The organism is Actinopolymorpha rutila (assembly GCF_013407855.1).
GTDB lineage: Bacteria > Actinomycetota > Actinomycetes > Propionibacteriales > Actinopolymorphaceae > Actinopolymorpha > Actinopolymorpha rutila.
In genome coordinates this window covers 6,567,986-6,591,793 of sequence record NZ_JACBZH010000001.1, presented here as the reverse complement: position 1 = coordinate 6,591,793, position 23,808 = coordinate 6,567,986, and the positions used below count along the sequence as shown (strand labels likewise).

25 protein-coding genes and 2 tRNA genes are annotated in these 23,808 nt (G+C 67.6%); 12 read left to right on the top strand and 15 right to left on the bottom strand.

Annotated features, from left to right (window positions below; all coding sequences use genetic code 11):
* Positions 1-3: 3 nt before the first annotated feature.
* Positions 4-1,626 (bottom strand): MFS transporter, encoded by a 1,623-nt coding sequence (locus F4554_RS29630; RefSeq protein WP_179790891.1) that lies wholly within the window; start codon positions 1,624-1,626, stop codon positions 4-6.
* A 220-nt stretch (positions 1,627-1,846) separates the two neighbouring features.
* On the opposite strand from F4554_RS29630, the gene F4554_RS29625 reads away from it, so the two are divergent.
* Positions 1,847-3,223: a hypothetical protein gene (locus tag F4554_RS29625; RefSeq protein ID WP_179790890.1), complete on the top strand. Its 1,377-nt coding sequence runs from the start codon at positions 1,847-1,849 to the stop codon at positions 3,221-3,223.
* 9 nt (positions 3,224-3,232) lie between these two features.
* Here F4554_RS29625 and F4554_RS29620 read toward each other — a convergent pair whose 3' ends face one another.
* The 6 genes from F4554_RS29620 to F4554_RS29595 form a co-directional block, all read right to left on the bottom strand.
* Positions 3,233-5,629, bottom strand: a complete 2,397-nt coding sequence (locus tag F4554_RS29620) for a hypothetical protein (protein ID WP_179790889.1) — start codon at positions 5,627-5,629, stop codon at positions 3,233-3,235.
* A 22-nt stretch (positions 5,630-5,651) separates the two neighbouring features.
* Positions 5,652-5,723, bottom strand: a tRNA-Arg gene (locus F4554_RS29615).
* 15 nt (positions 5,724-5,738) lie between these two features.
* Positions 5,739-5,810: transfer RNA gene (locus F4554_RS29610), tRNA-Arg, on the bottom strand.
* Positions 5,811-5,904: 94 nt separating this feature from the next.
* On the bottom strand, positions 5,905-6,492 hold the full coding sequence (locus tag F4554_RS29605; RefSeq protein WP_179790888.1) for a dihydrofolate reductase family protein: 588 nt from the start codon (positions 6,490-6,492) through the stop codon (positions 5,905-5,907).
* Between the two features lie 4 nt (positions 6,493-6,496).
* Complete coding sequence (locus tag F4554_RS29600; protein WP_179790887.1) at positions 6,497-7,093, bottom strand: dihydrofolate reductase family protein; 597 nt, start codon at positions 7,091-7,093, stop codon at positions 6,497-6,499.
* A gap of 96 nt (positions 7,094-7,189) precedes the next feature.
* Positions 7,190-7,663, bottom strand: coding sequence for a MarR family winged helix-turn-helix transcriptional regulator (locus F4554_RS29595; RefSeq protein WP_179790886.1), 474 nt, complete (start codon positions 7,661-7,663; stop codon positions 7,190-7,192).
* Positions 7,664-7,732: 69 nt separating this feature from the next.
* On the opposite strand from F4554_RS29595, the gene F4554_RS29590 reads away from it, so the two are divergent.
* Both F4554_RS29590 and F4554_RS29585 read left to right on the top strand, forming a co-directional pair.
* A complete protein-coding gene (locus tag F4554_RS29590; protein ID WP_179790885.1) occupies positions 7,733-8,350 on the top strand; it encodes a MauE/DoxX family redox-associated membrane protein in 618 nt (205 codons plus the stop codon).
* A 171-nt stretch (positions 8,351-8,521) separates the two neighbouring features.
* Complete coding sequence (locus tag F4554_RS29585; protein ID WP_179790884.1) at positions 8,522-9,796, top strand: MFS transporter; 1,275 nt, start codon at positions 8,522-8,524, stop codon at positions 9,794-9,796.
* Between the two features lie 100 nt (positions 9,797-9,896).
* On the opposite strand, the gene F4554_RS29580 is transcribed toward F4554_RS29585, so the two are convergent.
* Together F4554_RS29580 and F4554_RS29575 are read right to left on the bottom strand one after the other, a co-directional pair.
* Complete coding sequence (locus F4554_RS29580) at positions 9,897-10,415, bottom strand: hypothetical protein (protein WP_179790883.1); 519 nt, start codon at positions 10,413-10,415, stop codon at positions 9,897-9,899.
* Between the two features lie 89 nt (positions 10,416-10,504).
* Positions 10,505-11,392, bottom strand: a complete 888-nt coding sequence (locus F4554_RS29575) for a phytanoyl-CoA dioxygenase family protein (RefSeq protein ID WP_179790882.1) — start codon at positions 11,390-11,392, stop codon at positions 10,505-10,507.
* Between the two features lie 117 nt (positions 11,393-11,509).
* Between F4554_RS29575 and F4554_RS29570 the strand changes: the two genes are divergently transcribed.
* Positions 11,510-12,382, top strand: a complete 873-nt coding sequence (locus F4554_RS29570; protein WP_179790881.1) for a helix-turn-helix transcriptional regulator — start codon at positions 11,510-11,512, stop codon at positions 12,380-12,382.
* 100 nt (positions 12,383-12,482) lie between these two features.
* On the opposite strand, the gene F4554_RS29565 is transcribed toward F4554_RS29570, so the two are convergent.
* Both F4554_RS29565 and F4554_RS34205 read right to left on the bottom strand, forming a co-directional pair.
* Positions 12,483-12,779 (bottom strand): hypothetical protein, encoded by a 297-nt coding sequence (locus tag F4554_RS29565; RefSeq protein ID WP_179790880.1) that lies wholly within the window; start codon positions 12,777-12,779, stop codon positions 12,483-12,485.
* 102 nt (positions 12,780-12,881) lie between these two features.
* A complete protein-coding gene (locus F4554_RS34205) occupies positions 12,882-13,106 on the bottom strand; it encodes a GNAT family N-acetyltransferase (protein ID WP_420360766.1) in 225 nt (74 codons plus the stop codon).
* A gap of 253 nt (positions 13,107-13,359) precedes the next feature.
* Between F4554_RS34205 and F4554_RS29560 the strand changes: the two genes are divergently transcribed.
* Together F4554_RS29560 and F4554_RS29555 are read left to right on the top strand one after the other, a co-directional pair.
* Complete coding sequence (locus F4554_RS29560) at positions 13,360-14,172, top strand: CmcI family methyltransferase (RefSeq protein ID WP_202889519.1); 813 nt, start codon at positions 13,360-13,362, stop codon at positions 14,170-14,172.
* 277 nt (positions 14,173-14,449) lie between these two features.
* Positions 14,450-14,842 carry a hypothetical protein gene (locus F4554_RS29555; protein WP_179790879.1) on the top strand — a complete coding sequence of 131 codons (393 nt, stop codon included), beginning with the start codon at positions 14,450-14,452 and terminating at the stop codon, positions 14,840-14,842.
* A 4-nt stretch (positions 14,843-14,846) separates the two neighbouring features.
* Here the strand turns inward: F4554_RS29555 and F4554_RS29550 are convergent, their stop codons facing one another.
* Positions 14,847-15,734, bottom strand: coding sequence for a helix-turn-helix transcriptional regulator (locus F4554_RS29550; protein WP_179790878.1), 888 nt, complete (start codon positions 15,732-15,734; stop codon positions 14,847-14,849).
* Positions 15,735-16,073: 339 nt separating this feature from the next.
* Here F4554_RS29550 and F4554_RS29545 point away from each other — a divergent pair, with 339 nt between their 5' ends.
* From F4554_RS29545 to F4554_RS29525, 5 genes are all read left to right on the top strand, one after another.
* Positions 16,074-16,307: a hypothetical protein gene (locus F4554_RS29545; protein WP_179790877.1), complete on the top strand. Its 234-nt coding sequence runs from the start codon at positions 16,074-16,076 to the stop codon at positions 16,305-16,307.
* Positions 16,308-16,464: 157 nt separating this feature from the next.
* Positions 16,465-17,481 (top strand): zinc-dependent alcohol dehydrogenase family protein, encoded by a 1,017-nt coding sequence (locus F4554_RS29540; protein WP_179790876.1) that lies wholly within the window; start codon positions 16,465-16,467, stop codon positions 17,479-17,481.
* 51 nt (positions 17,482-17,532) lie between these two features.
* Entirely contained in the window at positions 17,533-18,501 is a 969-nt protein-coding gene (locus tag F4554_RS29535; protein WP_179790875.1) for an aldo/keto reductase, read from the top strand.
* 19 nt (positions 18,502-18,520) lie between these two features.
* Positions 18,521-19,321: a carboxymuconolactone decarboxylase family protein gene (locus F4554_RS29530; RefSeq protein WP_179790874.1), complete on the top strand. Its 801-nt coding sequence runs from the start codon at positions 18,521-18,523 to the stop codon at positions 19,319-19,321.
* A gap of 30 nt (positions 19,322-19,351) precedes the next feature.
* Positions 19,352-20,392, top strand: a complete 1,041-nt coding sequence (locus F4554_RS29525) for an aldo/keto reductase (protein WP_337796250.1) — start codon at positions 19,352-19,354, stop codon at positions 20,390-20,392.
* A 57-nt stretch (positions 20,393-20,449) separates the two neighbouring features.
* Here the strand turns inward: F4554_RS29525 and F4554_RS29520 are convergent, their stop codons facing one another.
* Both F4554_RS29520 and F4554_RS29515 read right to left on the bottom strand, forming a co-directional pair.
* The gene (locus F4554_RS29520; protein ID WP_337796249.1) at positions 20,450-20,917 is read right to left on the bottom strand and encodes a YkvA family protein; all 468 of its coding nucleotides are present in this window, start codon (positions 20,915-20,917) and stop codon (positions 20,450-20,452) included.
* Positions 20,918-20,934: 17 nt separating this feature from the next.
* Positions 20,935-21,570, bottom strand: coding sequence for a Chromate resistance protein ChrB (locus F4554_RS29515; protein ID WP_179790872.1), 636 nt, complete (start codon positions 21,568-21,570; stop codon positions 20,935-20,937).
* Between the two features lie 265 nt (positions 21,571-21,835).
* Between F4554_RS29515 and F4554_RS33315 the strand changes: the two genes are divergently transcribed.
* Positions 21,836-21,964, top strand: coding sequence for a hypothetical protein (locus F4554_RS33315; protein WP_272955921.1), 129 nt, complete (start codon positions 21,836-21,838; stop codon positions 21,962-21,964).
* A 63-nt stretch (positions 21,965-22,027) separates the two neighbouring features.
* Here F4554_RS33315 and murJ read toward each other — a convergent pair whose 3' ends face one another.
* Entirely contained in the window at positions 22,028-23,584 is a 1,557-nt protein-coding gene (gene murJ, locus F4554_RS29510; protein ID WP_179790871.1) for a murein biosynthesis integral membrane protein MurJ, read from the bottom strand.
* Positions 23,585-23,808: the final 224 nt, after the last annotated feature.

Genomic DNA, 23,808 nt, shown 5'->3' with positions numbered 1-23,808 from the left:
TGCTCATGCGTCCCCACCGTCCACGTGAGTGCCCGGTTGGCGGGTGGGAATGCCGCGGTAGACGAAGGTGGCCGCGAGCGCGATCAGAGCCAGAACCGCCAGTGCGGCACGGAGACCGACAAGGCGAGCTTTGGTGTTCTCGTCGACGATGGCGTCCGCAGTCGGAGCAGGCACACCCGCGGCGTCGAGGGCCCGCCTCAGATCTGCATCGGGGATGAACGGCACTCCGCTCGTCAGTTCGACGGCTGCCTTCGAGGACAGTTCCCTGGGAATCGCGGGATTGTCCTGAATCCCGGTGATGAACGACGTGGTGAGCGCGGAGATCAACACCGTGCCGGCGAGAGCCGTCCCGATGGATGCGCCCAGGTTCGTGACGGTGTTCTGCAGGCCGCCGACCTCCGGTGCCTGGGCGTCGGGCACCGCCGACACGGTGACGCTGCCGAGTTGCGAGGCGAGTGCACCCACACCGAGCCCGGCCAGGAGCATGGGCCACGTGACGACCTCGGGTCCGGCACCGAGGTCGAGTGCGGCGACCAGCATGAGAATTCCGACGAACAGCGAGAGGAAGCCGAGCCGGACGACGCGGCGAGGTGACGCGTTCGGAAAGAGTTTCGGCACACCGACCGCCCCGAGCAGCAGGGTGACGGACAGCGGGAGGAGTCGCAGGCCGGTTTCTATCGCGGACAGTCCGAGCGCGACCGACAGGAACAGTGGTACGGAGAAGAACAGCCCCGCCTGCAGCAGGTACTGGAAGAAGAACGAGCCAAGTCCGCCGCGAAGGTGCCTGTGGCGCAAAATCGCGGGGTCGATGAGCACTGCCCCGCCCCGGTCCCGCCTGCGTCGCTCCCAGGCGAGGAATCCGGCGAGCACCCCACATCCGGCGAAGATCAACCAGACTGCCGGGGACAGCCCCAGCCACTGCGGCGCGCCGGGCTTGGCGATGACGAACCCCCACGTCCCCGAGCGCAGGACGCCGTACACGACCAGGCCCAGGCCCAGAGCCGACAGCAGGGTGCCGACGAGGTCGAGCCCGCCGTCGTGCTCGGGCGGCGTGTCGGACATTCTCCTGGCCGAGGCCAGGATGACCAGTACGAGCAGCACCTCGCCCGCGAAGACCCATCGCCAGGACGCGTACGTCGTGAACAGCCCGCCGACGAGCGGCCCGGCGGCGACGGCGATCGCGCCCGCGGCGGCGACCAGACCGTAGGCGCGTGGCCGCTCGGGCCGGCCGAAGTTCGATGCCACGAGCGCGACAACCGCCGGCATGATGAGCGCCGCGCCGACGCCTTCGAGGAACGACCAGCCCAGGATGAGCACCGGCAGGTTCGGAGCGAGCGATGTCGTGAACGATCCGCAGCCGTAGATGACACAGCCGATCGCGAACGCACGCTTCCTGCCCAGGAGTCGACCGACCTTGCCACCTGTGATCATCAGGGACGCCATCACCAGGGCGTACATCGTGAGCGCGGTCTGGACCCCGGTGACCGTCGTCCCGATGTCCTTCGCCACCGTCGCGATCGACACGTTCATCACCGACGTGTCCAACGTCATCAGGAACTGCGCCGACGCCAGGGTCAGGAGGATCGCTCCCGCGCCCGACGCGGAGCGCCCGGACGAGGGTGTCACCGCGGCACCCTGCGGCTCACGGCAGGCAGTGCGGGGAGCTCGTCCTCAGCCACACAAGCATCCTGCGCGCATCGCGCCGCCGGATCAGCCCGATTGCAGGGTGCCGTCAGGTGAGCGGTGTGCCCACGAGTTTCACCCGGTCAGGGTGAGCCTCGCCATCTACCGGTGGGCAAGCATTGCTCCCAGGCGTCCGTCGGGCGCTCGGGGAGGGCTGTGCGTCGTGAGTGGCCCACTGAACGAGGACGAACGCGCGGAGCTCGAGCGGCTTCGCGCGGAGGTGGGTACGGCGCGGGCCGAGACCGAGCGGCTGACGGCCGAACTGCACGCCGCTGCCCCCGCGGCGCCGGAGGAAGCGGCTGCCGGCGCCGCCGAGAGGCCACGCAGGCTCTGGCGCACGCCGGTGGCTGTGCTGGTCCTCGTGCTCGGTTGCCTGTTGGCTCCGATCTCGGTGGTGGCGATCTGGAGCAGTACGACTGTTTCCGACACGAACCGGTACGTGCAGACCGTGGCGCCCCTGGCCAAGGATCCGGCGGTCCAGAACGCGGTCGCCTCCCGCACCACTGAGGAGATCTTCAAGAGACTGGACCTACGCGGCCTGCTGAGCCAGGGCGTCAACGGAATCCTCGCGTCGACCCATCTACCGCCGCTGGTGGAGGAACGGCTGCGAAGCCTGGTGGGGACGATTTCGAACGGGATCGAGGAGTTCGTCCGGTCCAAGATCGGCGCTCTGGTGAAGAGCGACCAGTTCGCCACCGCCTGGGTACAGGGGAACCGGATCGCTCACCAGACGATGGTCAAGGTCCTGTCGGGCGAAAGCCGGGCGATCACCGTCCAGGGCAACACCGCAAACCTGCAGCTTGGGCCGTTCATCGACGTCGCGAAACAGAAGCTGGCCAAGGCGGGGTTCGCGCCGGCGGCGAGCATCCCGCAGATCAATCCGAGCGTCGCGCTCTTCCCGGCGAAGGACCTGCTGCGGCTGCAGGCCGCGTACACGTGGCTCAACCGGCTGGCGATCATCCTGCCCATCCTCACGCTGGCGCTCCTCGGCGCGGCGGTGGTCCTTGCCCGGCGGCACCGCCGGATGCTCCTCGCAGGTGGCCTCGGTCTGGCGGCGTCGATGGTGGTGCTCGGCCTGGCCCTGGTGATCGCCCGGGCGTACTACCTCAACTCCCTTCCGCCGGACGGCATGCCGCCGAACGCCGCGGCCGCGATCTTCGACACCCTGGCGCGGTTCCTGCAGGCTCAGCTGCGCACCCTCGCGGTCGTCGGGATCGTCGTGGCTCTGGGTGCGGCGGCGACCGGGCCGTCCACCGCCGCCGTGCGCACGCGGTCGGCGCTGTCGTCGGGGATTGCCAGGCTCCGGCACGGTGGCGAGTCGATCGGCCTGCGGACCGGCCGGGTGGGCAGTTGGACGTACGACCACCGAACGCTCCTGCGAGTGGTGGTCATCATCGTCGCCGGGATCGGGTTCATCGCCTGGAACAACCCCACTGTCGCGGTCGTGCTGCTGCTGGCGCTGCTCGTCCTGGTCGCGCTGGCCGTGATCGAGTTCATCGCCCGACCGCCCCGCGAACCGCAGGGCCTGTCAGGAGTCTGAACGCCCGAGCTAGGGTCGGCGCGGTGAGCGCTTGGGCTCGGGCCGGCTCGGCATGCACCAGTGAGGGCCGATGGTCCAGCCGAGGAACCGGCGCCCGTCGTTGCCGTCGACCATGCCGTTGTCGGTGAACCTGCCACCGGCGATCACATGTGCCAGTCCGTCCACGGCGGGCGCGAACCGGTCCTGGATTCCGGCGTCGGACACCTGCTGCCGCAGACGCGTGACGGCGGCGCGCTGTGCCTGTTCGTCGCACAGGCTCAGGAAGAAGACTGCCTGCCGCCAGGCGTACGCCGTGTTCTTGATCATCTGCAGGGCCCCGTGGCGGTCGGGGACCGGTTGGGCCTGACGGCGGATCACCCAGTCAAGGATGTGATCGGTGAGGTCGGGGGCGAGCTGCCGGATCTCCTCGTCCAGGTCGAGGGCCTCTACGAGAGTCACCAGGTTGTGCGTGGTGAGGATCTGGCTCTGCTCGAGCACGGTGCCGTTGCCGGCCACCCGATTACCGGGCCCAGCGGGCTGCGCTCCCTTCGCCTCCTTCGCGCGTTCGGCGCAGATCTTGGCGAAATCCTGTGCGGTCTGCTTGCCCCAGCGACGTATCAGGGAGGTACGAGGCCGAGGCTCGGACCAGACAGTGGGCTCCGGAAGGTCGTAGTAACGGGCATACAGCGTTCCCGCGAGGGCACGACCGGCGATCTCGGCGGCATCACGCCACTTTGTGGTGAAGGTGCCCATGAAGATGTCGGCGGCAACCTCTTCCACCAGCGGTATCCGCATGCCCGCCTCAGTGGCCAGCGCGCCGAGTTCACGGACGAGCGGGTTCGGCAGGATCGACTGCGGAAACGCGGTCAGCGTCACGAGGACGATGTGCCGCAGAGTCTGTCTGGAAGCGCGGGCCACCTTGTCTCGGTCGGTCCGGAACCGCGCGAGCGTCGCCATCCAGGGCAGTTCTTCGAACCGGACCTGGTGCTCGAGGTTCAGCAGCAACAGGCTGCGGCGGCGCCGGAACGCCGCGTAGGTGTGGGCGTAGGCGGTGGCGAGTCCGGTGTCTGTGAAGTTGGCGGCGAGCAGTTGCGAGGTCACCTGCGGCAACACTCTCGCCAGCATCTCACCCGAGGTGATGACACCACGGCTCACGAGTTCCGAGATCGGTGCCTCGAGGGCTCGGGTCGCCTTGGCGACCAGGTGCGGCGGGATCGGTGAACCGGCGTGCACATCGGGCGACTCGCCGTCGGCGGCGTCCTCGGTGACCAAGGCGATCGACGGAAGTCCACCCTCCTGCGGGTACAGGTCCAGCCGCCTGGCAACCACCTGGGCGAGCGCTGCGTGCGTCGGCCGCGCGACGCTGGCAGCCTGGGCCGATCGCAGCGTGGTGCGGGTCTGTGATCCCGGCGCCCCGTGCTTGGCAAGGGTGTTGGCCAGGGCCCGGCGGATCCAGCCGACCTCACGCGCGGACAGCGACCGGCTGTCTTCGGGGCAGGACTGCAGGGCGCGATGCAGGCGAGCGAAGTTGCTCCTGGGATGCCGCTCGGGCGCGATGCGTCCCTCCGCGCGGGCGGCGGTCTCGACGTCGTTCAGCAGGGCGCGGCGGCGCTCTGACCAGTCCGCCGGCCATATCCTGCACGGCCAGCCACCGACCACCTGACCATCTGCCTTCTCTGCCGTGGTGGCCAGTGACGGCAGGTCACCGTCCACTGTGTCGCACCACAACGCGACGAGCCGGTCGTACAGCGGGTCCCAGACCAGCAGGGTTTCCCGCATCCGGGCAATCGCTGGTGGCACCCGAGTACTGCGGAGGGCGGCCTCGACGGTGGCGACGGACTCCAGCCGTACCACCGCACCAGACGGGGCTGCATCCCTCGCCGGGCGTGGCGTGAACCGCAGCCGGTGCATCAGCGGCCGCAGCTCCGCCACCAGGTCGAGCGCCTTCTCGACGTGCCCCCGGTCGAGCAGCCAGGCGATCACCAGCAGGGCCGACTCCTCGGGCACGTCAACCCGGTATTGCTCGGTCCGTAGTGCCTGCAGCAGAGTCTCCTGACCCTCGTCGCCGAGGTACCACAGGTTCAGCCGCTCCCGGTCGGTTGTTCCCGGTACGGCAGCGGGCAGGGACCGCACCTGATCCACCTCATCGTTACTCAGCGGCGCCTCGGCCAGGTAACGGCCGGTCGCGAAACCGCCGTGTACCACCTCCAGCGTCACCCAGGCCGGGGTGTCCGCCACGGGAGTGCGTGAACCGATGTCCAACTGGCCCGAGGCGATTCCGGCAATGACCGCCTGCCATTTGGTGGCCTTCTGCTGGGCGCGGGCCCGAACCAGTGGGTCGTCGGAGTTCGCAACAGTGTCAAGGGCGCGTTGCAATCGCCCGAGGGCATAGGCAGGGGAGGCCGTGAACCGCGACTCGTACGACACACGACCTCCACCGCACCGACGGACTTGGAGGCGGGACTCGAACCCGCGCCCTCCCGGTGAGAAGCCGGGTGATCTGCCGCTGATCTACTCCAAGCTGACCACAGCTTCGACATGGAGGCGGGACTCGAACCCGCGCCTTCCCGGTCCGCAGCCGGGCGCTCTGCCGCTGAGCCACTCCATGAGACGCGGGCAGCATAGCCGCCACGTCGATCTACCTCCACCGGTAAATCGGAGCTGCCCCCGTGGGGTCAGTGCCATCCGCGACGCTTGCCGCGTCAGGGGCGGCGGACGTGGTAGCGCAGGTGGGTGACGCGGCGGGCGAGGTCCTCCTCGTCGGGAGTGGTCAGTACGCGGTCCAGGGTGAGCTCGATGTGCTCTGCCGGAAGGTTGTCGAACGGCCGTCGTCCCTGTCCGAGCAGAACAGGTACGACGTGCAGCTCCATTCCGTCGAGCTCCCCTGTGCGCAGCAGGGCCTGGGCCGCGCCGGCACCGTGCACCATCACGTCACCGCCCCCGGCCGCCTCACGGGCCTGCGCGGCGCACTCCCGCACGTCGGTGACGTAGCGGACGCTGCCCGGCGGCGGATCGTGCGGGACGTCGTGGGTCAGGACGAAGACTGGTACGCCGTCGTGGTGGTCACCCTGCCATCGACGCGCGTGTTCGTACGTGCGGCGCCCGGAGATCACGGCACGGGTGGCGTTCGCCTCGCTCATCACCTGGCCGCTCGGTCCGGGATCGTTGCGCCGGTCGAGCCAGTTGAAGAGCCGGAACCCGCCGATGCCCATCGGTGCGTCCATGCTGTCCTGCGGCCCGACGACGTAACCGTCCAGGGACATGGTCATGTACAGCCGGATGCTTCCCATCGCCTCAGCCCTCCGTCCGCACGCGGTAGCGCAGGTGCAGCACGCCAGGTCCTTCCAGGGAACGCAGCAGTTCCAGCTCGACGTGGTCGGGCGGCAGGTCTTCGAAGAGCCGACGTCCCTGCCCGAGCAGGACGGGGACCAGCTGCAGCTCCAGCTCGTCCAGCAGACCGGCCCGAAGACACGCCTGCGCGGTCGCGGCGCCGTGCAGCATGATGTCGCGGCCGCGGGCCGCGGCCTTGGCCTGCGCGACGCAGGACTCGATGCCGTCGGTGACGTAGCGCGCCGATCCGGGCGCGGGCTCCTCGGGTGCGGCATGGGTCAGCACGAAGATCGGAACTCCGTCGTGGTGGTCGCCGGCCCAGCCGCGCGCGTGGTCGAAGGTACGCCGACCGGTGATCACCGCTCCCGTGGCCATCGTCTCGTCGAACACGGTGGCGTTGGTCTCGTCGACAGGTCGGTGCGAGCCCGGATCGACGCCGCCGGCGCGCAGCCAGTCGTGCAGCCGCTCACCGTTGATGCCGAGTCCGTGATCCATTCCGTCGTCCGGGCCGGTGATGAACCCGTCCACCGACATCGCCATATGCAGCACGATCTTGCTCATGGGTGATTGGTCCTTTCGGGTAGGTCGAACGGGTCATGTGGGCAGATCTTGTTCGAGGAAAGCCTGGATGTCGACGAGCCGGCCGTCAGGAGCACGTCAGTGATCCTTGTTGTTCAGGAGCGTCGGCGCCTGGAGGATCAGCCGTAGGGCCCGACGGAGTTGGGCGACCTCTTCGGCGCCAAGCTGTTCTTCCAGCCATTGGTCGAAGTCGGTGATCACTTTGTGCCCGGTGTCCACGGCTCGCCAGCCGCGAGCCGTGGGCCGGACCAGGCGCGCGCGTCGATCGGCGGGGTCCGGCAGCACCTCCAGGTAGCCGTGGTCGACGAGGTAGGCCACCAGCTCTCCCATGGCTTGCTTGGACATGTGCGCACGAGTGGCCAGTTCGCTCGGCCGGGTGCCCTCGGCGTCGAGCACCATGAACGGCGCTGCGTGCGAGGAGCGGAGGTCGGCGAAACCGGCTGCCCGCAACGCCGCGTCGAGGCTGGCCGCGAGACGTGCACCTGCCGAGTTCATCAGGGTGCCGAGTGGAAGGTCCAGCTCCTGTAACGGGTTAGTAAGGCGCTTGACCATATGGTCTCCTCGCGTTAGCGTGTGAACTCGTCAGGTACCTTACCAATGGGGGCTGCCGGGATGGAACGCATGGACAGGCCGCGACGTATCGCAGGTGAGGTCTGGGTGGCTGTCGGCGTACTCGCGATGGCGGGTTGGACCCTCACCGAGCCGGCACATCCAGCCGGCTTCATAACCTGGGCAGCGGCAATCCTCGTCGCGCTCGGCACGGCTGCACAGGCCGTGACCGGCTCGCTGCGCTGGTGGGGTGGCCGACTGTGCGGTGGCGTGGTCGGGTTGGAGCTTGTGGGGGCCGTCGGAGACCGGTTCGGCGCCTTCGGGCGGCCCGGTTCGCCGGCCGTCTCATGGGGCGACTGGTCGCACTTTCAGGCAGAGGCAGCCCAACTCGTTCCGTGGGACCGGCTCGTCGTCCCAGCCGCAGTGGCCGCGACGGTAGCTGAGGTGGTGCTTGGCGTCCTGCTGGTCGTAGGCCCCTGGCAGCGTTGGACCGGCAAGGCGACCGCCGGTCTCTTCGTGATCTACCTTCTCGCCATGATCCCGGGAATGGGCAGCGCGTCGATCCTGGAGTACGGCCTGCCCGTGCTGATCGGCGGCGCATTGGTGTCCTCCGCACGAGGTGACCGACGGGCGACTCACCAATCTCCGGCCGTTGGCCGCGAGAACACACTGGCCGCCGACTACAAGTGATGGCGAAGGGTGAACGAAAGTCGATCGCGCCGCCGATCGCTCGACCTTCGGCGAACGCGAACGATTGCGTAGCGAGGACCATCTGGCCGGGTCGTGACAAGGGCGGAGCCGGCCACCCCTGGACGCACGCCAGTCCCGCGCAGCCGGTTAGCCTGGGCTCGTGGTCGCCCGATGAGAACCTTCCGGTTGGCGCGATCACTCTCTCCGGCGGTGCAGGTGCTGCTGGTCAACTCGTTCGGCATCGCGTTCGGCTTCTTCATTCTCATCCCCTTTCTTGCTACGTACCTTCGCGACGCGCATCACCTCTCCGCGGCCGCCGTCGGTGCCATCCTCGGCATCCGCGTGTTCTGTCAACAGGGCCTGACTCTGGTCGGTGGCATAGCGGCTGACCGGTTCGGCGCGCGGCCGGTGATCATCGTCGGATGCGCGTTGCGTTGTGTGGCGTTCGCCATGTTCGCTGTCGCCGACCAGGTGGTCGGACTCGTCGCGGCGTCCATGCTGGTCGGCCTCGCCGGCGCCTTCTTCAGTCCGGCGGCGCGGGCCTACATAGCGGTCGAGGCGGGAGAGCGGCGCCTCGACGCCTTCGCCTTGCAGAACATCGCGAGCACTGTCGGTGCGCTCACCGGCCCGTTGTTGGGCAGCGTGCTCGTCGCGGTGGACTTCAAGTGGACGGCCGGCGTCTCGGCGGGCATCTTCGCCGTCCTCACGGTGTGGCAGTGCTTCGCGCTGCCGTACCGCCCGGTCGAACCGCTGGCCACCAGAGCGCTTGGTGTGGCGGTGCGCGATGCCCTGCACAACCGTTCGTTCCTCGGTTTCGCCGTAGCGACGTCCGTACTCTTCCTGCTCTACAACCAGTTCTATCTGTCGCTTCCGCTGGAGGCCACCCGCGTCACGGGATGGGCAGGGGCGGCTGGATGCGTGTTCCTCGTGTCCACGCTCGTCACCCTGGGAACCCAGCTCCGGATGATCAAGTGGCTCCATCGACACTTCGCGCCGGGGCTGGCGATCGTCTGCGGTCTCGTCGCCATCGCGGCGTCGTTCGTCCCGTTGGCGTGGAGTACCACCTCGACGCCGGCGGACAGTTCGGGCAGTCTGTCCACAGGGTGGGTCGTCGGCATCCTCGTAGCGGCGGTGCCGATTCTGGTGGCGACACTGCTGTTGACGTTGGGTCTCGACGTCGCGCAGCCCTACGCACTGGACCTCGTGAGTGGCTTCGCGCCTGTTGGCCTCACCGGGACCTACATCGGGCTCGCGACGACCGCGGCGGGCGTCACCACAGCGCTCGGCAACACCGCCATCGGCTACGCCGACGACCTCGGTCGGCAGTGGTCGACACCCTGGATCAGCTCCGTCATGTTGGGAACTCTCGCGGTCGGGGCGGCGGTCGCCGTCGCGGTGTTGCAGCGACGGGGACGGCTCAGCCTCGATCCGCCGGCGTCGACCTGACAGTCTCCAACTACGACGTCGCCCGCCTCGAACGCCTTCGCCGCCACCTGCGTTTCGCCGCGTTCCCACGCGGGAGCGCTGGTCTCCCAGCGGGCCCGCGCTAGTAGAGCCAGGACACCATGTCGAGATCTGTGGTGAGTGGCACCTTCTGCCAGGCGATCCGGTTGGCCTCGTTGTGGTCTCGCAGGGTGATGCGCACCCGTACCCCGTCGACCGTCCGCACGATCGTCGTTCCACCGATATCGGTGGGGCAGCCGCCGCTGTGTTCGGCCGCGTGCTCAGCGCACAGTTCGACGTCTCGGAGGTGGTCCTTGGCCTTTGCCTTGTCGGTGGGAGGGAAGCTGAGCGATGTGCTGTCAGGTGGCCCGTCGGCGGGCCCGCCGTTCCCGTAGCCGTCGGGCACCTGGTAGCCCGCGGGCAGGTTCACGGGAAGCGCCACCGGCATACCGTCCTCGAGCATCAGGTTGCCACGGAACGACTCGCGGTCCTCGCGGAACTCACCACCGCGCAATGCCCACCTGCCTGCGACGGCGAAGACGACGACCCAGCCGATCACTGCCACAGCTACGGCCCGGACGATCCAGGTCGCCTGGGATGCGCCACTACGCGGTGCCTTCATCGCGTGATCATCCCACTTCGCGAGATGGTTTGGAGCTGCTTTGGACTACCGGAGCAGGGTCACGAAACTGTGCCGCAGATGGTTGACGCTCAGCCGCCGACCGCGTTGTGCGGGAAAGCTTCGGCGGCCAACGTCCGTCCAGGGCGCATCCGGGGTGCCGTCGGCATCACGATCGCGCGGCGGACCGGAGTCAGGCGGGCCATCAGCTCCTCCGTCGGCAGATAGTTCATGCGGGGCGCGAGCAGCTGCGGTGCGTACCGGTAGATCAGCACCCGCCGCTCGCCCGGATTCGTACGCGGCATCGAACCGTGGCAGATCCCGTCGGTGAACATCAGTGCGTCACCGGCGCGCAGGTGCACCTCCCGCATGCCGATCGCCTGGTCCGCGCTGTGTCCGGCAGTCCAGTTGCTGTGCGGATGCACGCTGTGCGCCTTGTGGCTGCCCGGCACGATCGTCGTCGCGCCGTCGTCGTAACCGATGTCGGTCAGCGCCATCAGGATGTTGATCTGGCCGACCGCCCAGTTGCCGTTGTGCCAGCGGAACAGCCCGGTGAACCGTACGTTGTCGCCGCCGGAATGGATCGGGATGTAGCCGCCGCTGCGCCGGACGTTCAGGAAGCACTCGTCGATCCGCAACTGCTGGTGCGCGCCGGAGATGATGTAGCGCCGTACCTCGTCGATCCATGACGGGTGGTCGATCAGCTCCTCGAAGGCCGGTCCCCCCTCGATGATGTTCTGGAAGTTGACGCCATCCTCGGCGCCGTAGGTGTGCACCTCGACGTCGCCGATCCATTCGCCTGGACGCAGGGTGCTGGGGTCTTGTGCGTCGACCCAGGCGTTGATCGCCTGCAGCTGTTCTCCGCTGAGCGCACCAGGTAGGACGCGGTAACCGTTGACGTCGAAGAGGTAGTCGCGTTCCTGCCGCGTGAGCTCTTGGCCGCTGGGCGAGACGACGTCGGCGTTGGCCACTGTGGTCATCTGGTAACCTCCGAACGGATGGAGCCGCTTGGCTTCCGCAACAGGTTGACATGCTCCAAGGCCTCTCCGCATTACCGCTCGTTCTGCTTTTATTGCATCTGGTCAGGTGAGCTCACTATGCCGGTACGCGCAGCGGCCGAGCTCCAACCCGCCACCGATCTGCGGATCGCGCCGGACCGGGAGGGCTGGACGAGCCTGCACCAGGCATGGGCGGTACCCGCCATGCGCCGGGATCATCGGCACGACGAGCTCGAAGTCAACCTCGTCCTGGATGGGTGGGCGGAGTACCTCGTCGCCGGGCTCCGGGTTCACCTTCCGCGGCATGGCCTGTGCTGGTTGCTGCCCAGCCAGCCGCATCGGCTGATCAACCGGTCGGCCGACCTGCAGATGTGGATCGGTGTGTTCTGTCCCGCGCTGGTCACCTCGAACGCCACACCTGCGGCCGACGGCGCCGGCCCTCCGGCCGCGTGGCTGCACGAGTCGCCGGAGGAGACGCTGGTCCGCGTACCCGGCAGGTCCGAAACCCGTGAGCTGGCGAGGCTTTTCGCGCAACTGGACGATCCAGGCATGTCCACGAAGCGGCATCGGATCGGGCTGGCATGGCTGCTGTCGGAGTGCTGGCGAGCGTTCCAGAGTGCCGATCTCGCACTCACCGGCGAACACCTGCATCCGGCTGTCGAGTTCGCAGCGCGATGGCTGTTCGACCATTCCGGCGACGCCGAGGCCAACGACCTGGAGGCGCTGGCCGGCCGCTGCGGTGTCAGCCGTCCGTGGCTGAGCACGCTGTTCCAGCAACAACTCGGCGAGTCGATGACCGACTTTCGCAACAAGCAACGCCTGCGGCGTTTTCGCGAGCTGATCGCCCACCCCGTGGGCATGCCAATGACAGAAGCCGGTTTCGCCGCGGGGTTCGGCAGCTACGCCCAGTGCTACCGCACCGTACGCCGCTACACGGGACTCTCCCCACACGACCTCCTCACCGAGTGCTAGAGAGTCACGACGCCTGATCAGGGTGGCGACCGGCGGTGGACGCTGGAGCGTACGCCACAGCGTGCCGTACCAGCGTGAGCGGCTGATCAGGTGTCAGGCGTCACACCGCCGCCGGACGAAGCCACAGGTAGGTGTCCGGGGCCTCGCGCATCTGCCGTGCGTTGCCCAGTTCGCTACGCGCGGGACCGCACTCCAGCTCGGACTGCTCGCCGGCGGTGATGTCGACCGACACTTCCGGGCTCGTGCACCAGTCGATACGGAGCCGGACGTGGTGGGTTCCCGGAGTCAACGTGACAGTGGTCGACTCGCCCCGTCGCACCTTTCCGACCTGGACCCCGTCGACCAGGATCCGGTACGCGCGCCACTTGTCCCGCCACCTGGCGGGCTCGCGTGTCACGCGCAGCGCTCCTTGCCCGCTCGACGTACCGTCGGCACACCCAAGGTCCGAGCCCCTGCGCAGCTGATGGTTCACGGCTCTTCTCCTCGCTGGCCGGAGTGCTCATCGGCACGACGGCGTGGTGACGGGACCTGCCGCGGTGGCGCACAACACGACGGGCAAGCCTGCCAGTTCACTCAGCACCGAGCGCATCAAGGTTCCTCCCACGCCAGCTCTGCGGTGCTCGTGCATAACCGTCACCCAATACACCCCACCCCACCCATGCTCGTCTCGCACCGTCATACGCGTCCCCGCCGGTGTGCCCTTGGTCTCCGCGGCCGGGCGGATGCTGCCGACCGGTCGCCGACCGGCGGGCTGCAGATCGGCATGTCAGCCGGTGGGTCGCGGTCTCTCCCACATTGGGCTTTTCACCAGAGACCTGTCGCATCTACCGTGTGCGATCAATCAACAGGCTTGTGGGAGGCACGGGATGCGCGGACTGATCAGGAACGACAAAGTGAGCAGCGGACGGAGTGCTTCAGTTCTACGCCGGACCGTGATCGCCCGAGTCGACTCGTTGGCCATCAACAGAGTCCAGACGTTGGCCCGTCGGGCCAAGCGCGGAAAGGGAGCCGAGACCGGGCGTCAGGCGCTCGAGGCGATCTCCCGGGTCGCCGGCGGTCCGGTCGACGACAGCCCATCGCCAGAGCACATCGAAGCCGTGGCCGCTGCGCTCGAACAGTTGTGGGACCGCAGCACCGGGAGAATTCGCCCGTCGAAGCGACTTCGCCGGGCCGTGATCGACCAGTTTCACCGGATCTACTACGGCGCGAAGGGGACGACCTGGCACAACACGTACTACCGCGGGGTCAAGATCTGGAAGTGCCCCCTCGACGTGTGGCTCTACCAGGAGATCATGCACGAGGTCCAGCCCGACCTGATCATCGAGACGGGCACGGCGTTCGGTGGCAGCGGCTACTTCCTGGCCGACATGTGCGAGACCATGGGCCGCGGCCGCGTCGTCTCCATCGACATCAAGTCCCGCACCGGCGGCCTCGTGCACCCACGCCTGACTTTCCTGATCGGGTCGTCGACCGACCCTGCGCTCAAGAAAGAAGTGCTCGCCATGCTGCCCGAGGGCGGCAAGACGCTGATCATCCTCGACTCCGACCACTCCCAACGGCATGTCCTCGACGAGATGCGGTTGTGGCACGACGTGGTGAGCACGGGCTCCTACCTCATCGTCGAGGACTCCAATATCAACGGCCATCCCGTCGACACCACGTACGGCCCAGGTCCCTGGGAAGCCATCGACGAGTTCATGAAGAAGAACGGCGACTTCGAGATCGACGAGTCGAAGCACAAGTTCCTGATGACGCTGAACCCGCGCGGCTACCTCAAGAAGGTCAAGTAGCTGGTCTGGTGCAGAGTTCAGGGTCCGAGTGCTCGGCCCGCACCCGACAATCGTCACTTCGGTGGTCCGGTGGTCCACCGAAGGATACTTATGGGGTAGTCAATTCGGGGGTACTCCCTGTGCTGAGGCAGGCGTAACCTGAAATGATTCACGGCCGCGTAGTTGGCCGGAGACCCTGAATACGGTGGCGACATCGCGTACGTACGAATCGATTTCGTCAAGAGGCTTGTTCTTCAGCCCATCGCGGGTTGCGCCGAGACGACAGGAGACATAACTCATGGCCAAGCTTGTCGGGACCTGGGAGTATGTCGAGCCCCGAAAGGTCGAAGACGACGTCAACCTTGTAGGCGCCACAACGCTCATCATGACGGAAGCGGATAGGCGCAAGCTCGGCGACAACTCCATGAAGTTGCAGGTCCGAGTTATGGACGATGACACGTTCGGCGACGATACCGTGTATGCCGACGACAGTTTTCAGGTAGGGCCGGCACTCAGTCAGGTCGGGCCGAACACAATTGGCTTGAATGCTGTCGTCAAGCACAGCAAGGTGGAAGACTCTGAACCGGTCTGGGAAGGTTCAGCGGAGTTGTACTTCAAGGTGCGGGCGGTTGGGCCTGGCGTCGTGACCAACTGGGCAACGTCGCAGAACGAGGATGTTCCGTACGAATGATCCGTCACGTTTGAGGTGTCGTCGACTGCGGCTGGTCAAGGTCCTGGGTGGCGGCCCAGCTGGCAAGGACTTTCAGGCCGTCGGCGGTGGGGGTGCCCGGTGCGGCGGTGTAGACGTTGAGGGTCAGGCCGGGTTCGGACGGCAGTTCCATCGACTCGAAGTTCAGGTCCAGTTGCCCCACGACCGGGTGCCGTAGCCGCTTCTGGCCGCTGCGGTGGTACTGCACGTCGTGGGAGGCCCATCGCCTGCGGAAGATCTCGCTGCGGGTGGAGAGCTCGCCGACCAGTTCGATGAGTTTGCGGTCGTGCGGGTTTCGCCCGGCCTCCAGGCGCAGCATCGCGGCGGCGTCGTTGGCGACGCGGTCCCAGTCGACGAAGAAGTCCCGTGCGGCTGGGTCGAGGTAGAGGAACCTGGTCGTGTTGGCCGGGCGGCGCGGGTCGGCCAGGACGGGGGCGTAGAGGGCGCGGCCGAGACGGTTCATCGCCACGATGTCGTGCCGGCCGTTGCGCACCCACGCCGGCGCGTCGCTGATCGCGTCGAGCACCAGCTGTACGGCCGGCCGCACCGTGGTGGGCGGTGACCGGCGGGGGCGAGGGCCGGGCTCCGCGGTGCGGGCGAGGGCGTAGAGGTGCTCTCGCTCGGCCTCGTCCAGTTGCAGTGCGCGACTCAGGGCGTCCAGTACGCCCTCGGACGCCCCGGACAGGTTGCCCCGTTCCATCCGAACGTAGTAGTCGATGGAGACGCCGGCGAGCATCGCGACCTCTTCGCGGCGTAGCCCCTTGACCCGGCGGTTGCCGCCGTAGGCGGGCAGTCCTGCCTGTTCGGGGGTGATGCGCGCCCGGCGCGTGCTCAGAAACTCGCGGACCTCCGCGCGGTGGTCGATCTCGCCCATGGCCCCAGGGTAGGCGGCTTCCCCGCAGTCAAGGAGGTACCGCCGTTACCCCGAACGACGGGCACTTCCAGCCCGGTCTTCGCCGCCGTCGACTGGGGATCCGACCGCAAAGAGGCTGCATGCGCGCTGCAGGCACCCGTCGCGCAGGGCGACCGGTCAACTGCGCGAAGCTACAGGCCGCAAATGTGGGTGAGGGGCCCTGTCAGTACCTGGATAGCCAGGATCTCCCTCGTTGGGTGCGCTCCGGGTTTGCTTGGCGTCAACCGGGTAGACCGACGTGATTGTCCGCGTCGACAGATGTCCGCCCGGAGACAGCGACGAACGACGCACAAGGAACTCATGATCGACAACGACGTTCTGGCCGCCCCGGTATCCAGGCGTGGGGCCGATGTGGCGGTGCCGGCGCCCGTGCGGGCCGGCACCGATGCGGCCGTCCGAATCCATCGGCGGACCGCCGGACTCCGCCGAATCCTGGGCCGGTTCGCCGAGGTCGGCCGCCCAGCGGCCGGCCATGAACTCCAACCGCTCCTCGGCCCCACCGGCTCGGTGGTGTGGACATCGCCCCGCTGGTGAAGAAGCACGACTGCAATGCCTGGGCAGGTTCGCTGAGAAGTGCCAGGGCCCTTTGAGACAGCCTCGATGAGGTTGTGTGGACGACGCCGATGAACGGGTGGACGAGAACCGAGCGGCGGCCCTGTCGGCCGCCTGAGATGAAAAGAGATGACTGCTCATGCGTGGAACGATCCTGTACGGCGCCGGGGACGTCCGGTTCGAGGACCGGCCTGATCCGGTGATCATTGAGCCGACCGACGCGATCATCCGCACGGTGGCGACGTGTGTGTGCGGGTCGGATCTGTGGCCCTACCGCGGCATCGACCAGTTGGGCGGGCCCCGTGCCTACGGTCACGAGTACGTCGGGATCGTGGAAGAGGTCGGCGGACAGGTGTCGACTCTGCGCCCGGGCCAGTTCGTCGTCGGTGGGTTCTACGCCTCCGACGGCACCTGCCCGCACTGCCGCGCCGGGTTCCAGTTCTCCTGCGTGAACTCCACCGGCTTCGACGGCTGCCAGTCGGAGTTCATCCGCATCCCGCAGGCAGACGGCACCCTGTTCGCCACCCCAGACCAGCCCGACGACGATCTGATCCCCTCCCTGCTGGCGCTGTCGGATGTGATGAGCACCGGCTGGCACGCGGCCGTCACCGCCGGGGTGAGTCCGGGGTCGACGGTCGCGGTGGTGGGCGACGGCGCCGTCGGGTTGTCCGCGGTGCTCGCCGCCCGTGAACTCGGTGCCGACCGGATCATCGCGATGAGCCGGCACGAGTCCCGGCAGAAGCTCGCCACCGAGTTCGGCGCCACCGACATCGTCGCCGACCGCGGCGACGACGGCGTGGCGGCGATCATGGACCTCACCGGCGGAATCGGCGCGGACGCCGTCTGCGAGGCCGTCGGCACTGCGGAGTCGATGACCCAGGCGGCCAGCTCCGTCCGGCCCGGCGGGATGGTCGGCGTCGTCGGCGTCCCGCACGGTGTCGAGCTGCCCGTCCCCGAGACGTTCTTCCGCAATGTCGGCGTCAAGGGCGGGCCGGCGTCGGTGCCGCAGTACCTGCCCGATCTGCTCGACCGGGTGCTCACCCGAAAGATCGAGCCGGGCAAGGTGTTCGACCTTGAGCTGCCCCTGAAGCAGGTCGCTGATGCGTACGCCGCGATGGACGAACGGCGCGCCATCAAGGCCCTGCTCCGACCCTGATCGAGTACGACATGTCAATACCGGCTTTACACCGGACCGGAAGGACGCCTCATGGAATACACCCGCCTCGGCACTTCGGGGCTGAAGGTCAGCCGCATCGCCCTGGGCTGCATGAGCTTCGGTGAGCACCGCGGCTTCAGCGAGTGGTCCCTCGGTGAGGAGGAAGCGGGGCCGTTCTTCCGTCAGGCCGTCGAGCTCGGCATCACCTTCTGGGACACCGCCAACGTCTACCAGCTCGGCAGCTCGGAGGAGATCACCGGCAAGGCGATCCGTACGTACTCCCGCCGCGAGGACGTCGTGCTGGCCACCAAGGTCCACTTCCGGATGCACGACGGTCCCGGCGGCTCCGGGCTGTCACGGAAGGCGATCATGGAGCAGATCGACGCATCCCTCAGCCGGCTGGGCACCGACTACGTCGACCTCTACCAGATCCACCGCTTCGACCCGAGCACTCCGGTCGAGGAGACGATGGAGGCCCTGCACGACGTGGTCAAGGCCGGCAAGGCCCGCTACCTCGGCGCCTCCTCGATGTGGGCATGGCAGTTCGCCAAGATGCAGTACGCCGCCGAGCTCAACGGCTGGACCAGGTTCGTGGCGATGCAGGACCTGTACAACCTGCTCCAGCGGGAGGAGGAGCGGGAGATGTTCGGCCTGCTCGCCGACCAGGGAGTCGGCTCCATTCCCTGGTCGCCGCTGGCCAAGGGGCGGCTGGCGCGCCCGTACGGGGAGCACCGCACCACCCGCGGCGAGGTCGATCCGGTCGGGAAGCGGTTCTTCGGCGACGGCAACGAAGAGATCATCGGCGGCGTGCAGCGCATCGCCGAGGCGCGGGGGATCCCGATGGCGCAGGTCGCGTTGGCCTGGGTGCTGAGGAACCCGGTGGTCACCGCTCCGATCGTGGGCGCCACCAAGCCGCATCACCTGACCGACGCGGCCGCGGCGCTTGACGTGCAGCTGTCCGAGAAGGAGATCGCCGCCCTCGAGGAGCCGTACGTGCCACAGCAGCCGGCCGGATTCTGAGCTGAGGAGGACTGTGCAGATGGCCATCAGTGAGGCCGCCCGCCGCAACCACGAGCAGCTGTTCCCCGGCCACGTCTCCACGTTGGCGACCACCGATCCGGAGCTGGTCGAGTACTTCGACAACTTCGCCTTCGACGAGGTGGTCCACCACGGCACCCTCGACGTCGGCATCCGCCTGATCGTGCAACTCGCCGCGCTGATCGCGGGGCAGGCGGTGCGCGAGTACCGCGTCATGGCCGGTGCTGCGTTGACGGTCGGGGTGACGCCGGTGCAGATCAAGGAGATCGTCTACCAGGCCGTCCCCTACGTGGGGATGGGCAAGGTGTTCGACTTCCTGCACGCGACCAACGAGGTGTTCACCGAGCGCGGGATCGAGCTGCCCCTGCCGGGGCAGTCGACGACCACACCCGAGGATCGGCTGGCAAAAGGCCGCCACGTGCAGGGCGAGATCGTCGGCCACGACGCGGTGGACGCCATGTATGCCAACGCGCCGGCCGACCTGGCCCACATCCAGCGCTACCTGTCCGGAAACTGCTTCGGAGATCACCTCACCCGAACCGGGCTGGACCTGCCCACCCGGGAGCTGGTCACCTTCTCCTTCCTGATCTCCATGGGTGGCTGCGACGAGCAGGTCAAGGGACACGTCCGCGGCAACCGGAACGTGGGCAACGACCGGGCTCGGCTGATCGAGGTCGTCACCCAGTTGCTGCCGTTCATCGGCTACCCACGATCGCTGAACGCCATCGCCGCGATCAACGAGATCACCCCACCAACAACCGCCGAACCATCCGCCGAACCGGTGAAGGATGAGCAGTCGTGAACTGCAGCCGACTCGGCGCCTCCCGCTTGCATGACTGACTCGAAGGGAATTCCCATGGATCTACGAACACTCGGCGCCGGCCTGACGGTCTCCGAGATCGGGCTGGGCTGTATGAGCCTCACCGGCGCCTACGGAAATGCCGGCGGCCCGTCACGAGAGGACTCGATCGCGCTGATCCGGCGCGCGGTGGACCTCGGCGTGACGTTCTTCGACACCGCTGAGGTGTACGGACCGTTCGCGAACGAGGACATTGTCGGCGAGGCTCTCGAACCGGTGCGGGACCGGGTGAAGATCGCCACGAAGTTCGGTTTCGCTTTTGCCGAGAACGGCGTGGAGCCGGGCGGTCTGTGCAGCCGGCCGGAAAGCATTCGGCGGGCGGTCGACAACTCGCTGGCTCGGCTGCGTACCGACCACATCGACCTGTACTACCAGCACCGGGTCGACCCCGAGGTGCCGATCGAGGATGTTGCCGGCACCGTGAAGGAACTGGTCGACGCCGGCAAGGTGTCGCACTTCGGGCTGTCGGAGGCGGCGGCTGCCACCGTGCGTCGCGCCCATGCCGTGTACCCGGTCGCCGCGGTGCAGAGCGAATACTCGATGTGGTGGCGCGAGCGCGAGCATGACACGATTCCCGTGCTGGCCGAGCTCGGGATCGGCCTGGTGCCGTACAGCCCGCTGGGCAAGGGATTTCTCACCGGCAGCATCGATGGCACCACGACCTTTGCCGACAGCGACTTCCGGGGTAGGACGCCGCGTTTCCAGGGCGAGGCCCTCAAGGCCAACCTCGCGCTCGTCGACGTCCTCAACAAGATCGCCGCGGAAACCGGCGCCACCCCGGCCCAGCTTGCGCTGACCTGGCTGCTTCATCAGCAACCGTGGATCGTGCCCATCCCGGGAACCAAGCGCATGCCGCGACTGGAGGAGAACGTGGGCGCGGCGGCAGTCGAGTTGAGTGAGGCACAGCTCGCCGAGTTGCGTGCTGCGGCCGACCAGATCCAGATCGTCGGCGCCCGCTATCCCGAGGCTCAGGACGCCATGACCAACCAGGACGCGCCGCTGCCGTCCGAATAGGAGGCGTTGGACGCAGACGAATGAGCCCACCCGCACTGATGCGCGCTGGGTGGTTGGTCAGGTGGGTTCGTTGTCCAGGCTAACCCGGCGGTCGGTCGGGTGGGGCGGGTTGGCCGCGTTGGACTGGGTTGGGATTCCGGTGAGGCGGCACAGGGCGGTGAAGCCGTCGTCGGTGCCGGGCCAGTGTCGGCGTACGGCGTCGATGCCGGCGCGACGAACGACAGAGCGGAGTACGGCGGCGACGATGATGGCGTCATCCGCGTAGCCGAGGACGGGGATGAAGTCGGGGATGAGGTCGATGGGCAGGGCCAGGTAGGCCATCAGCAGGGTGAGCCGGATCCGGACGCCGCGTGGCAGGTCGGGGTCAGTGGTCAGTCGGCGAAGCAGGCGGAGCAGGTCGGGCAGGATGCGCAGCGCTTCGGTCAGCAGTGAGCCCTTCGGGCGCATGACGGCGAGTGCGGCGATGAGGAGCAACCAGGTGACGAGTAGGGCGATGCCGATCCCGATGGCGATGTTGATCCACACGTGAGATTCCGTCCTGGTCAATCGTGGGTCGCCGCGGCCGGCTGCTGGTGTGTGGCCTCGGCCCGGTCGCGGCTTGCGGTTGGGGCGGTGTCGTCGGTGTCGTCGGTGTCGTCGGTGTCGGCCCGGAGGGCGGCGGTTTCGAAGTCGGCGAGTGCCTGTCGACACTGCTCGACTGCCGCGCGCGCCTTGGTGCCGGCCGGCGCGTCGAAGTAGTCACGAGTCTGGATGGCGGCGAGCCAGCGTTCGAATCGTTCGAGGTCGGCCTCGGACTCCTCGACCTCGGTGTAGGTGGCTCTGCCTCGCGCCGTCTCGTTCTCGATCTCGGTGAGGAACTGGGGTACGCGCTGGAGGACCTCTGCGTATTCGTCGTCGCGGCCGGAGCGTTGTTCCTCGACCAGTCCCGCGTGCTCGGCCGGATCGTCGAGGTGGACTCGGAGGACGCGGGCGTGTCCGCCCTGCGCGCGGACTCTGGCTTCCAGGCGGGCGACCACCTTCGCGACGTGGGGGAGGTCGGGCAGCAAGCACACCGACTGTTGGAGGTAGACCGCGCCGAGCTTGCGGAGGTTGCGCCAGACGTGGACCCGTAGGCTCGCGATCTTGCCTGTGGACACGCTGACCAGGAGCCAGCTCTGCTCACTCGCGTCGGCCTGCATGTAACGAACGTAACAGTTGGCTGTTACGCTGGCCGGCGGCAGTGGACCGACGGGGACCTTCACCATCACAGGCACAGGAGATCCAGGGTGTCGGACCTGAGCGTGTCAGACCCGATCGTGTCAGACCCGATCGACGTGGCGGCCGAGCTCCGGGAACCAGGGGCGGATGCTCGACAGCGTGCCAGGGTTGCTGGGTGGCCCCCGTCCGCCCGCCCAGGTTCCGGTGTCGAACTCAGGCGGTCGGGCCGGCTGAAGGGTCGCTGAGATGTGGAACGATTTCGACAACATCCTCGAGCTGCTCGTCGGCTTCACCGTTGGCGTTGCGGCCTTGTTGATTCTGCTCGGCTGGATCGAGGACCGCCTCAAACGCGATCCGGACCAGCACCAGCGCTAGTCGAGACATCTTCCTGCCTCGGGTGTGATGCCACTGGCTCGGTCACCGGGCTGCGCCTGCCGATCACCTGGATGGCAACTTGATCTGAAGGTGGGACAGGCTGTCCCGGATATCGGCCAGAGCCGGTGTCCGGAGGAGATACAGGATCCCGATGTACGACGCCAGGCAGACCGAGCTCATGGTCCCCAGGGCGAGGAGAGCATGTACGGCATCGCGCACCGGCATCTCCCGTATGACAAGCCAGCAGACGGCGGTTGAGACTGCGGAAGCGGCGAGGACATCGCGTGTCGTTCGTCCCAGCACACGCATCCCGACCGCCCGGTGCCGGCGGGCGGTCAGCACGCTCAGCACCGTCGCGGCCAGGAGCATCGACGCCGAGGTCGAGAACGCCAGACCTGTAACGCCGAAGTGGAGGCCGAGTGTGAGGTCACCCACCACGTTGACTGCCATCGCGCAGAAACCCGTCCATACGGGGGTGCGACTGTCGCCGATCGCGAGGCAGGTTCGCGCGACGACCTCGCGCACAGCGAGGGCGGCGAGGGAGACCGAGTACGTCGCGACGGCGATGGTGGTGAGGGAGACCGCACGCGCGTCGAAGTTCCCGCGAGCGAAAAGCAGGACGACGATGGGTTTTGCCGCGACCGCGAGCAGGATCACGCCCGGGCTGACGAGGACGATGACCACACCGAGGACGCGGTCGGTTGCCCGACGGAGCTGCTTCCTCCGCTCCGGCGTCCCGAGCGTGCTGAAAGCCGGGAACAACGTGGTCGTGAACGCGGTGACGACCACCACCTCGACCAGGGTGACCACCCGCCACCCGTAGCTGAGCGCTGCGATCGTCCCGGCGCCCTGGGTCGATCCGACCGCGCGGTCCACGATCGTGTTGAAGTTCAGGAGAGCGTTGCCCACCACAAGCGGGGGCATGAGCACCAACATCTCGCGGAAACCAGGGTCGCGGATGCGCAGCGACGGCCGCAGGGACAGCCCGATGCCGCGGACGGCAGGCAGCTGGAAGGCCAACCTGACCGCCGAGCCGGCCACGAACCCGACCGCGAGCGCGGCACCCCCGAACCTCGCACCGAAGAGAGCCGCAGCGGCGATCATGACGGCGTTGAACGGAATGCCCTGAAGGCCCGCCCAGAAGAACCGGCCGTGTGCCTGGGCGACTCCCGCCAGGAGGTTCGTGGCGGCGATGAACAACGTCGCGAGCAGCACGATCCTGGTGAGCCGGACCCCTTCGTCCATGGCCGCCGAGTCGAATCCCGATGCGAGAACCGTCAGCAGAGGCCTTGCCGCGACGAACATGATGACGGACCCCGCGAGCAGCACCGACATGGTGACGGTCAAGGCCACCTGGACGGTCTGCTGGGCGCCGCGAGAGTCGCTCGTGTCCGCGGCCCGGGACACGGTGGGAATGATGGCGCGCGACATGGCGCCCGTTATCAGCCCGAGGACAAGGTTCATGAGGCCCTGCGCCACCAGGAAGGCGTCGACCGAAGCTGATGTGCCGAACACTGCCGCCATCACAGCGTCGCGGGCGAAGCCGAGCATCTGACTGAGGCCGGTCAGTACGACGATGAGCGCGGTAGCGCGGACCACGGCTCTGCGGGTTGTCGTCATTCCGATTCGACCTGAACGCATGCCAGGTCACGCGCGAACCCGCCCGCAGGTCCCGGTACGCCGACCCGCAACGCCGCCGCCATCGATGTCACCTCTATGCACTTTCCGATAGCGCCTGACTCAAACTGCCGAGATGCGAACTCGGCGCGGCGCTGTGGGCCGCCGTGGATGGTCTTTATGTCGATTAACGTCGTGCCAATTCGCGCCGTGTATCTGACGCGAAA

Coding starts and splice junctions, on each gene's coding strand:
- F4554_RS29605 (WP_179790888.1), bottom strand. CDS start 6,492: ATGGGAAGCATCCGGCTGTACATGACCATGTCCCTGGACGGTTACGTC.
- F4554_RS29600 (WP_179790887.1), bottom strand. CDS start 7,093: ATGAGCAAGATCGTGCTGCATATGGCGATGTCGGTGGACGGGTTCATC.
- F4554_RS29595 (WP_179790886.1), bottom strand. CDS start 7,663: ATGGTCAAGCGCCTTACTAACCCGTTACAGGAGCTGGACCTTCCACTC.
- F4554_RS29590 (WP_179790885.1), top strand. CDS start 7,733: ATGGACAGGCCGCGACGTATCGCAGGTGAGGTCTGGGTGGCTGTCGGC.
- F4554_RS29585 (WP_179790884.1), top strand. CDS start 8,522: ATGAGAACCTTCCGGTTGGCGCGATCACTCTCTCCGGCGGTGCAGGTG.
- F4554_RS29580 (WP_179790883.1), bottom strand. CDS start 10,415: ATGAAGGCACCGCGTAGTGGCGCATCCCAGGCGACCTGGATCGTCCGG.
- F4554_RS29575 (WP_179790882.1), bottom strand. CDS start 11,392: ATGACCACAGTGGCCAACGCCGACGTCGTCTCGCCCAGCGGCCAAGAG.
- F4554_RS29570 (WP_179790881.1), top strand. CDS start 11,510: ATGCCGGTACGCGCAGCGGCCGAGCTCCAACCCGCCACCGATCTGCGG.
- F4554_RS29555 (WP_179790879.1), top strand. CDS start 14,450: ATGGCCAAGCTTGTCGGGACCTGGGAGTATGTCGAGCCCCGAAAGGTC.
- F4554_RS29550 (WP_179790878.1), bottom strand. CDS start 15,734: ATGGGCGAGATCGACCACCGCGCGGAGGTCCGCGAGTTTCTGAGCACG.
- F4554_RS29545 (WP_179790877.1), top strand. CDS start 16,074: ATGATCGACAACGACGTTCTGGCCGCCCCGGTATCCAGGCGTGGGGCC.
- F4554_RS29540 (WP_179790876.1), top strand. CDS start 16,465: ATGCGTGGAACGATCCTGTACGGCGCCGGGGACGTCCGGTTCGAGGAC.
- F4554_RS29535 (WP_179790875.1), top strand. CDS start 17,533: ATGGAATACACCCGCCTCGGCACTTCGGGGCTGAAGGTCAGCCGCATC.
- F4554_RS29530 (WP_179790874.1), top strand. CDS start 18,521: ATGGCCATCAGTGAGGCCGCCCGCCGCAACCACGAGCAGCTGTTCCCC.
- F4554_RS29525 (WP_337796250.1), top strand. CDS start 19,352: ATGACTGACTCGAAGGGAATTCCCATGGATCTACGAACACTCGGCGCC.
- F4554_RS29515 (WP_179790872.1), bottom strand. CDS start 21,570: ATGCAGGCCGACGCGAGTGAGCAGAGCTGGCTCCTGGTCAGCGTGTCC.
- F4554_RS33315 (WP_272955921.1), top strand. CDS start 21,836: ATGTGGAACGATTTCGACAACATCCTCGAGCTGCTCGTCGGCTTCACC.
- murJ (WP_179790871.1), bottom strand. CDS start 23,584: ATGACGACAACCCGCAGAGCCGTGGTCCGCGCTACCGCGCTCATCGTC.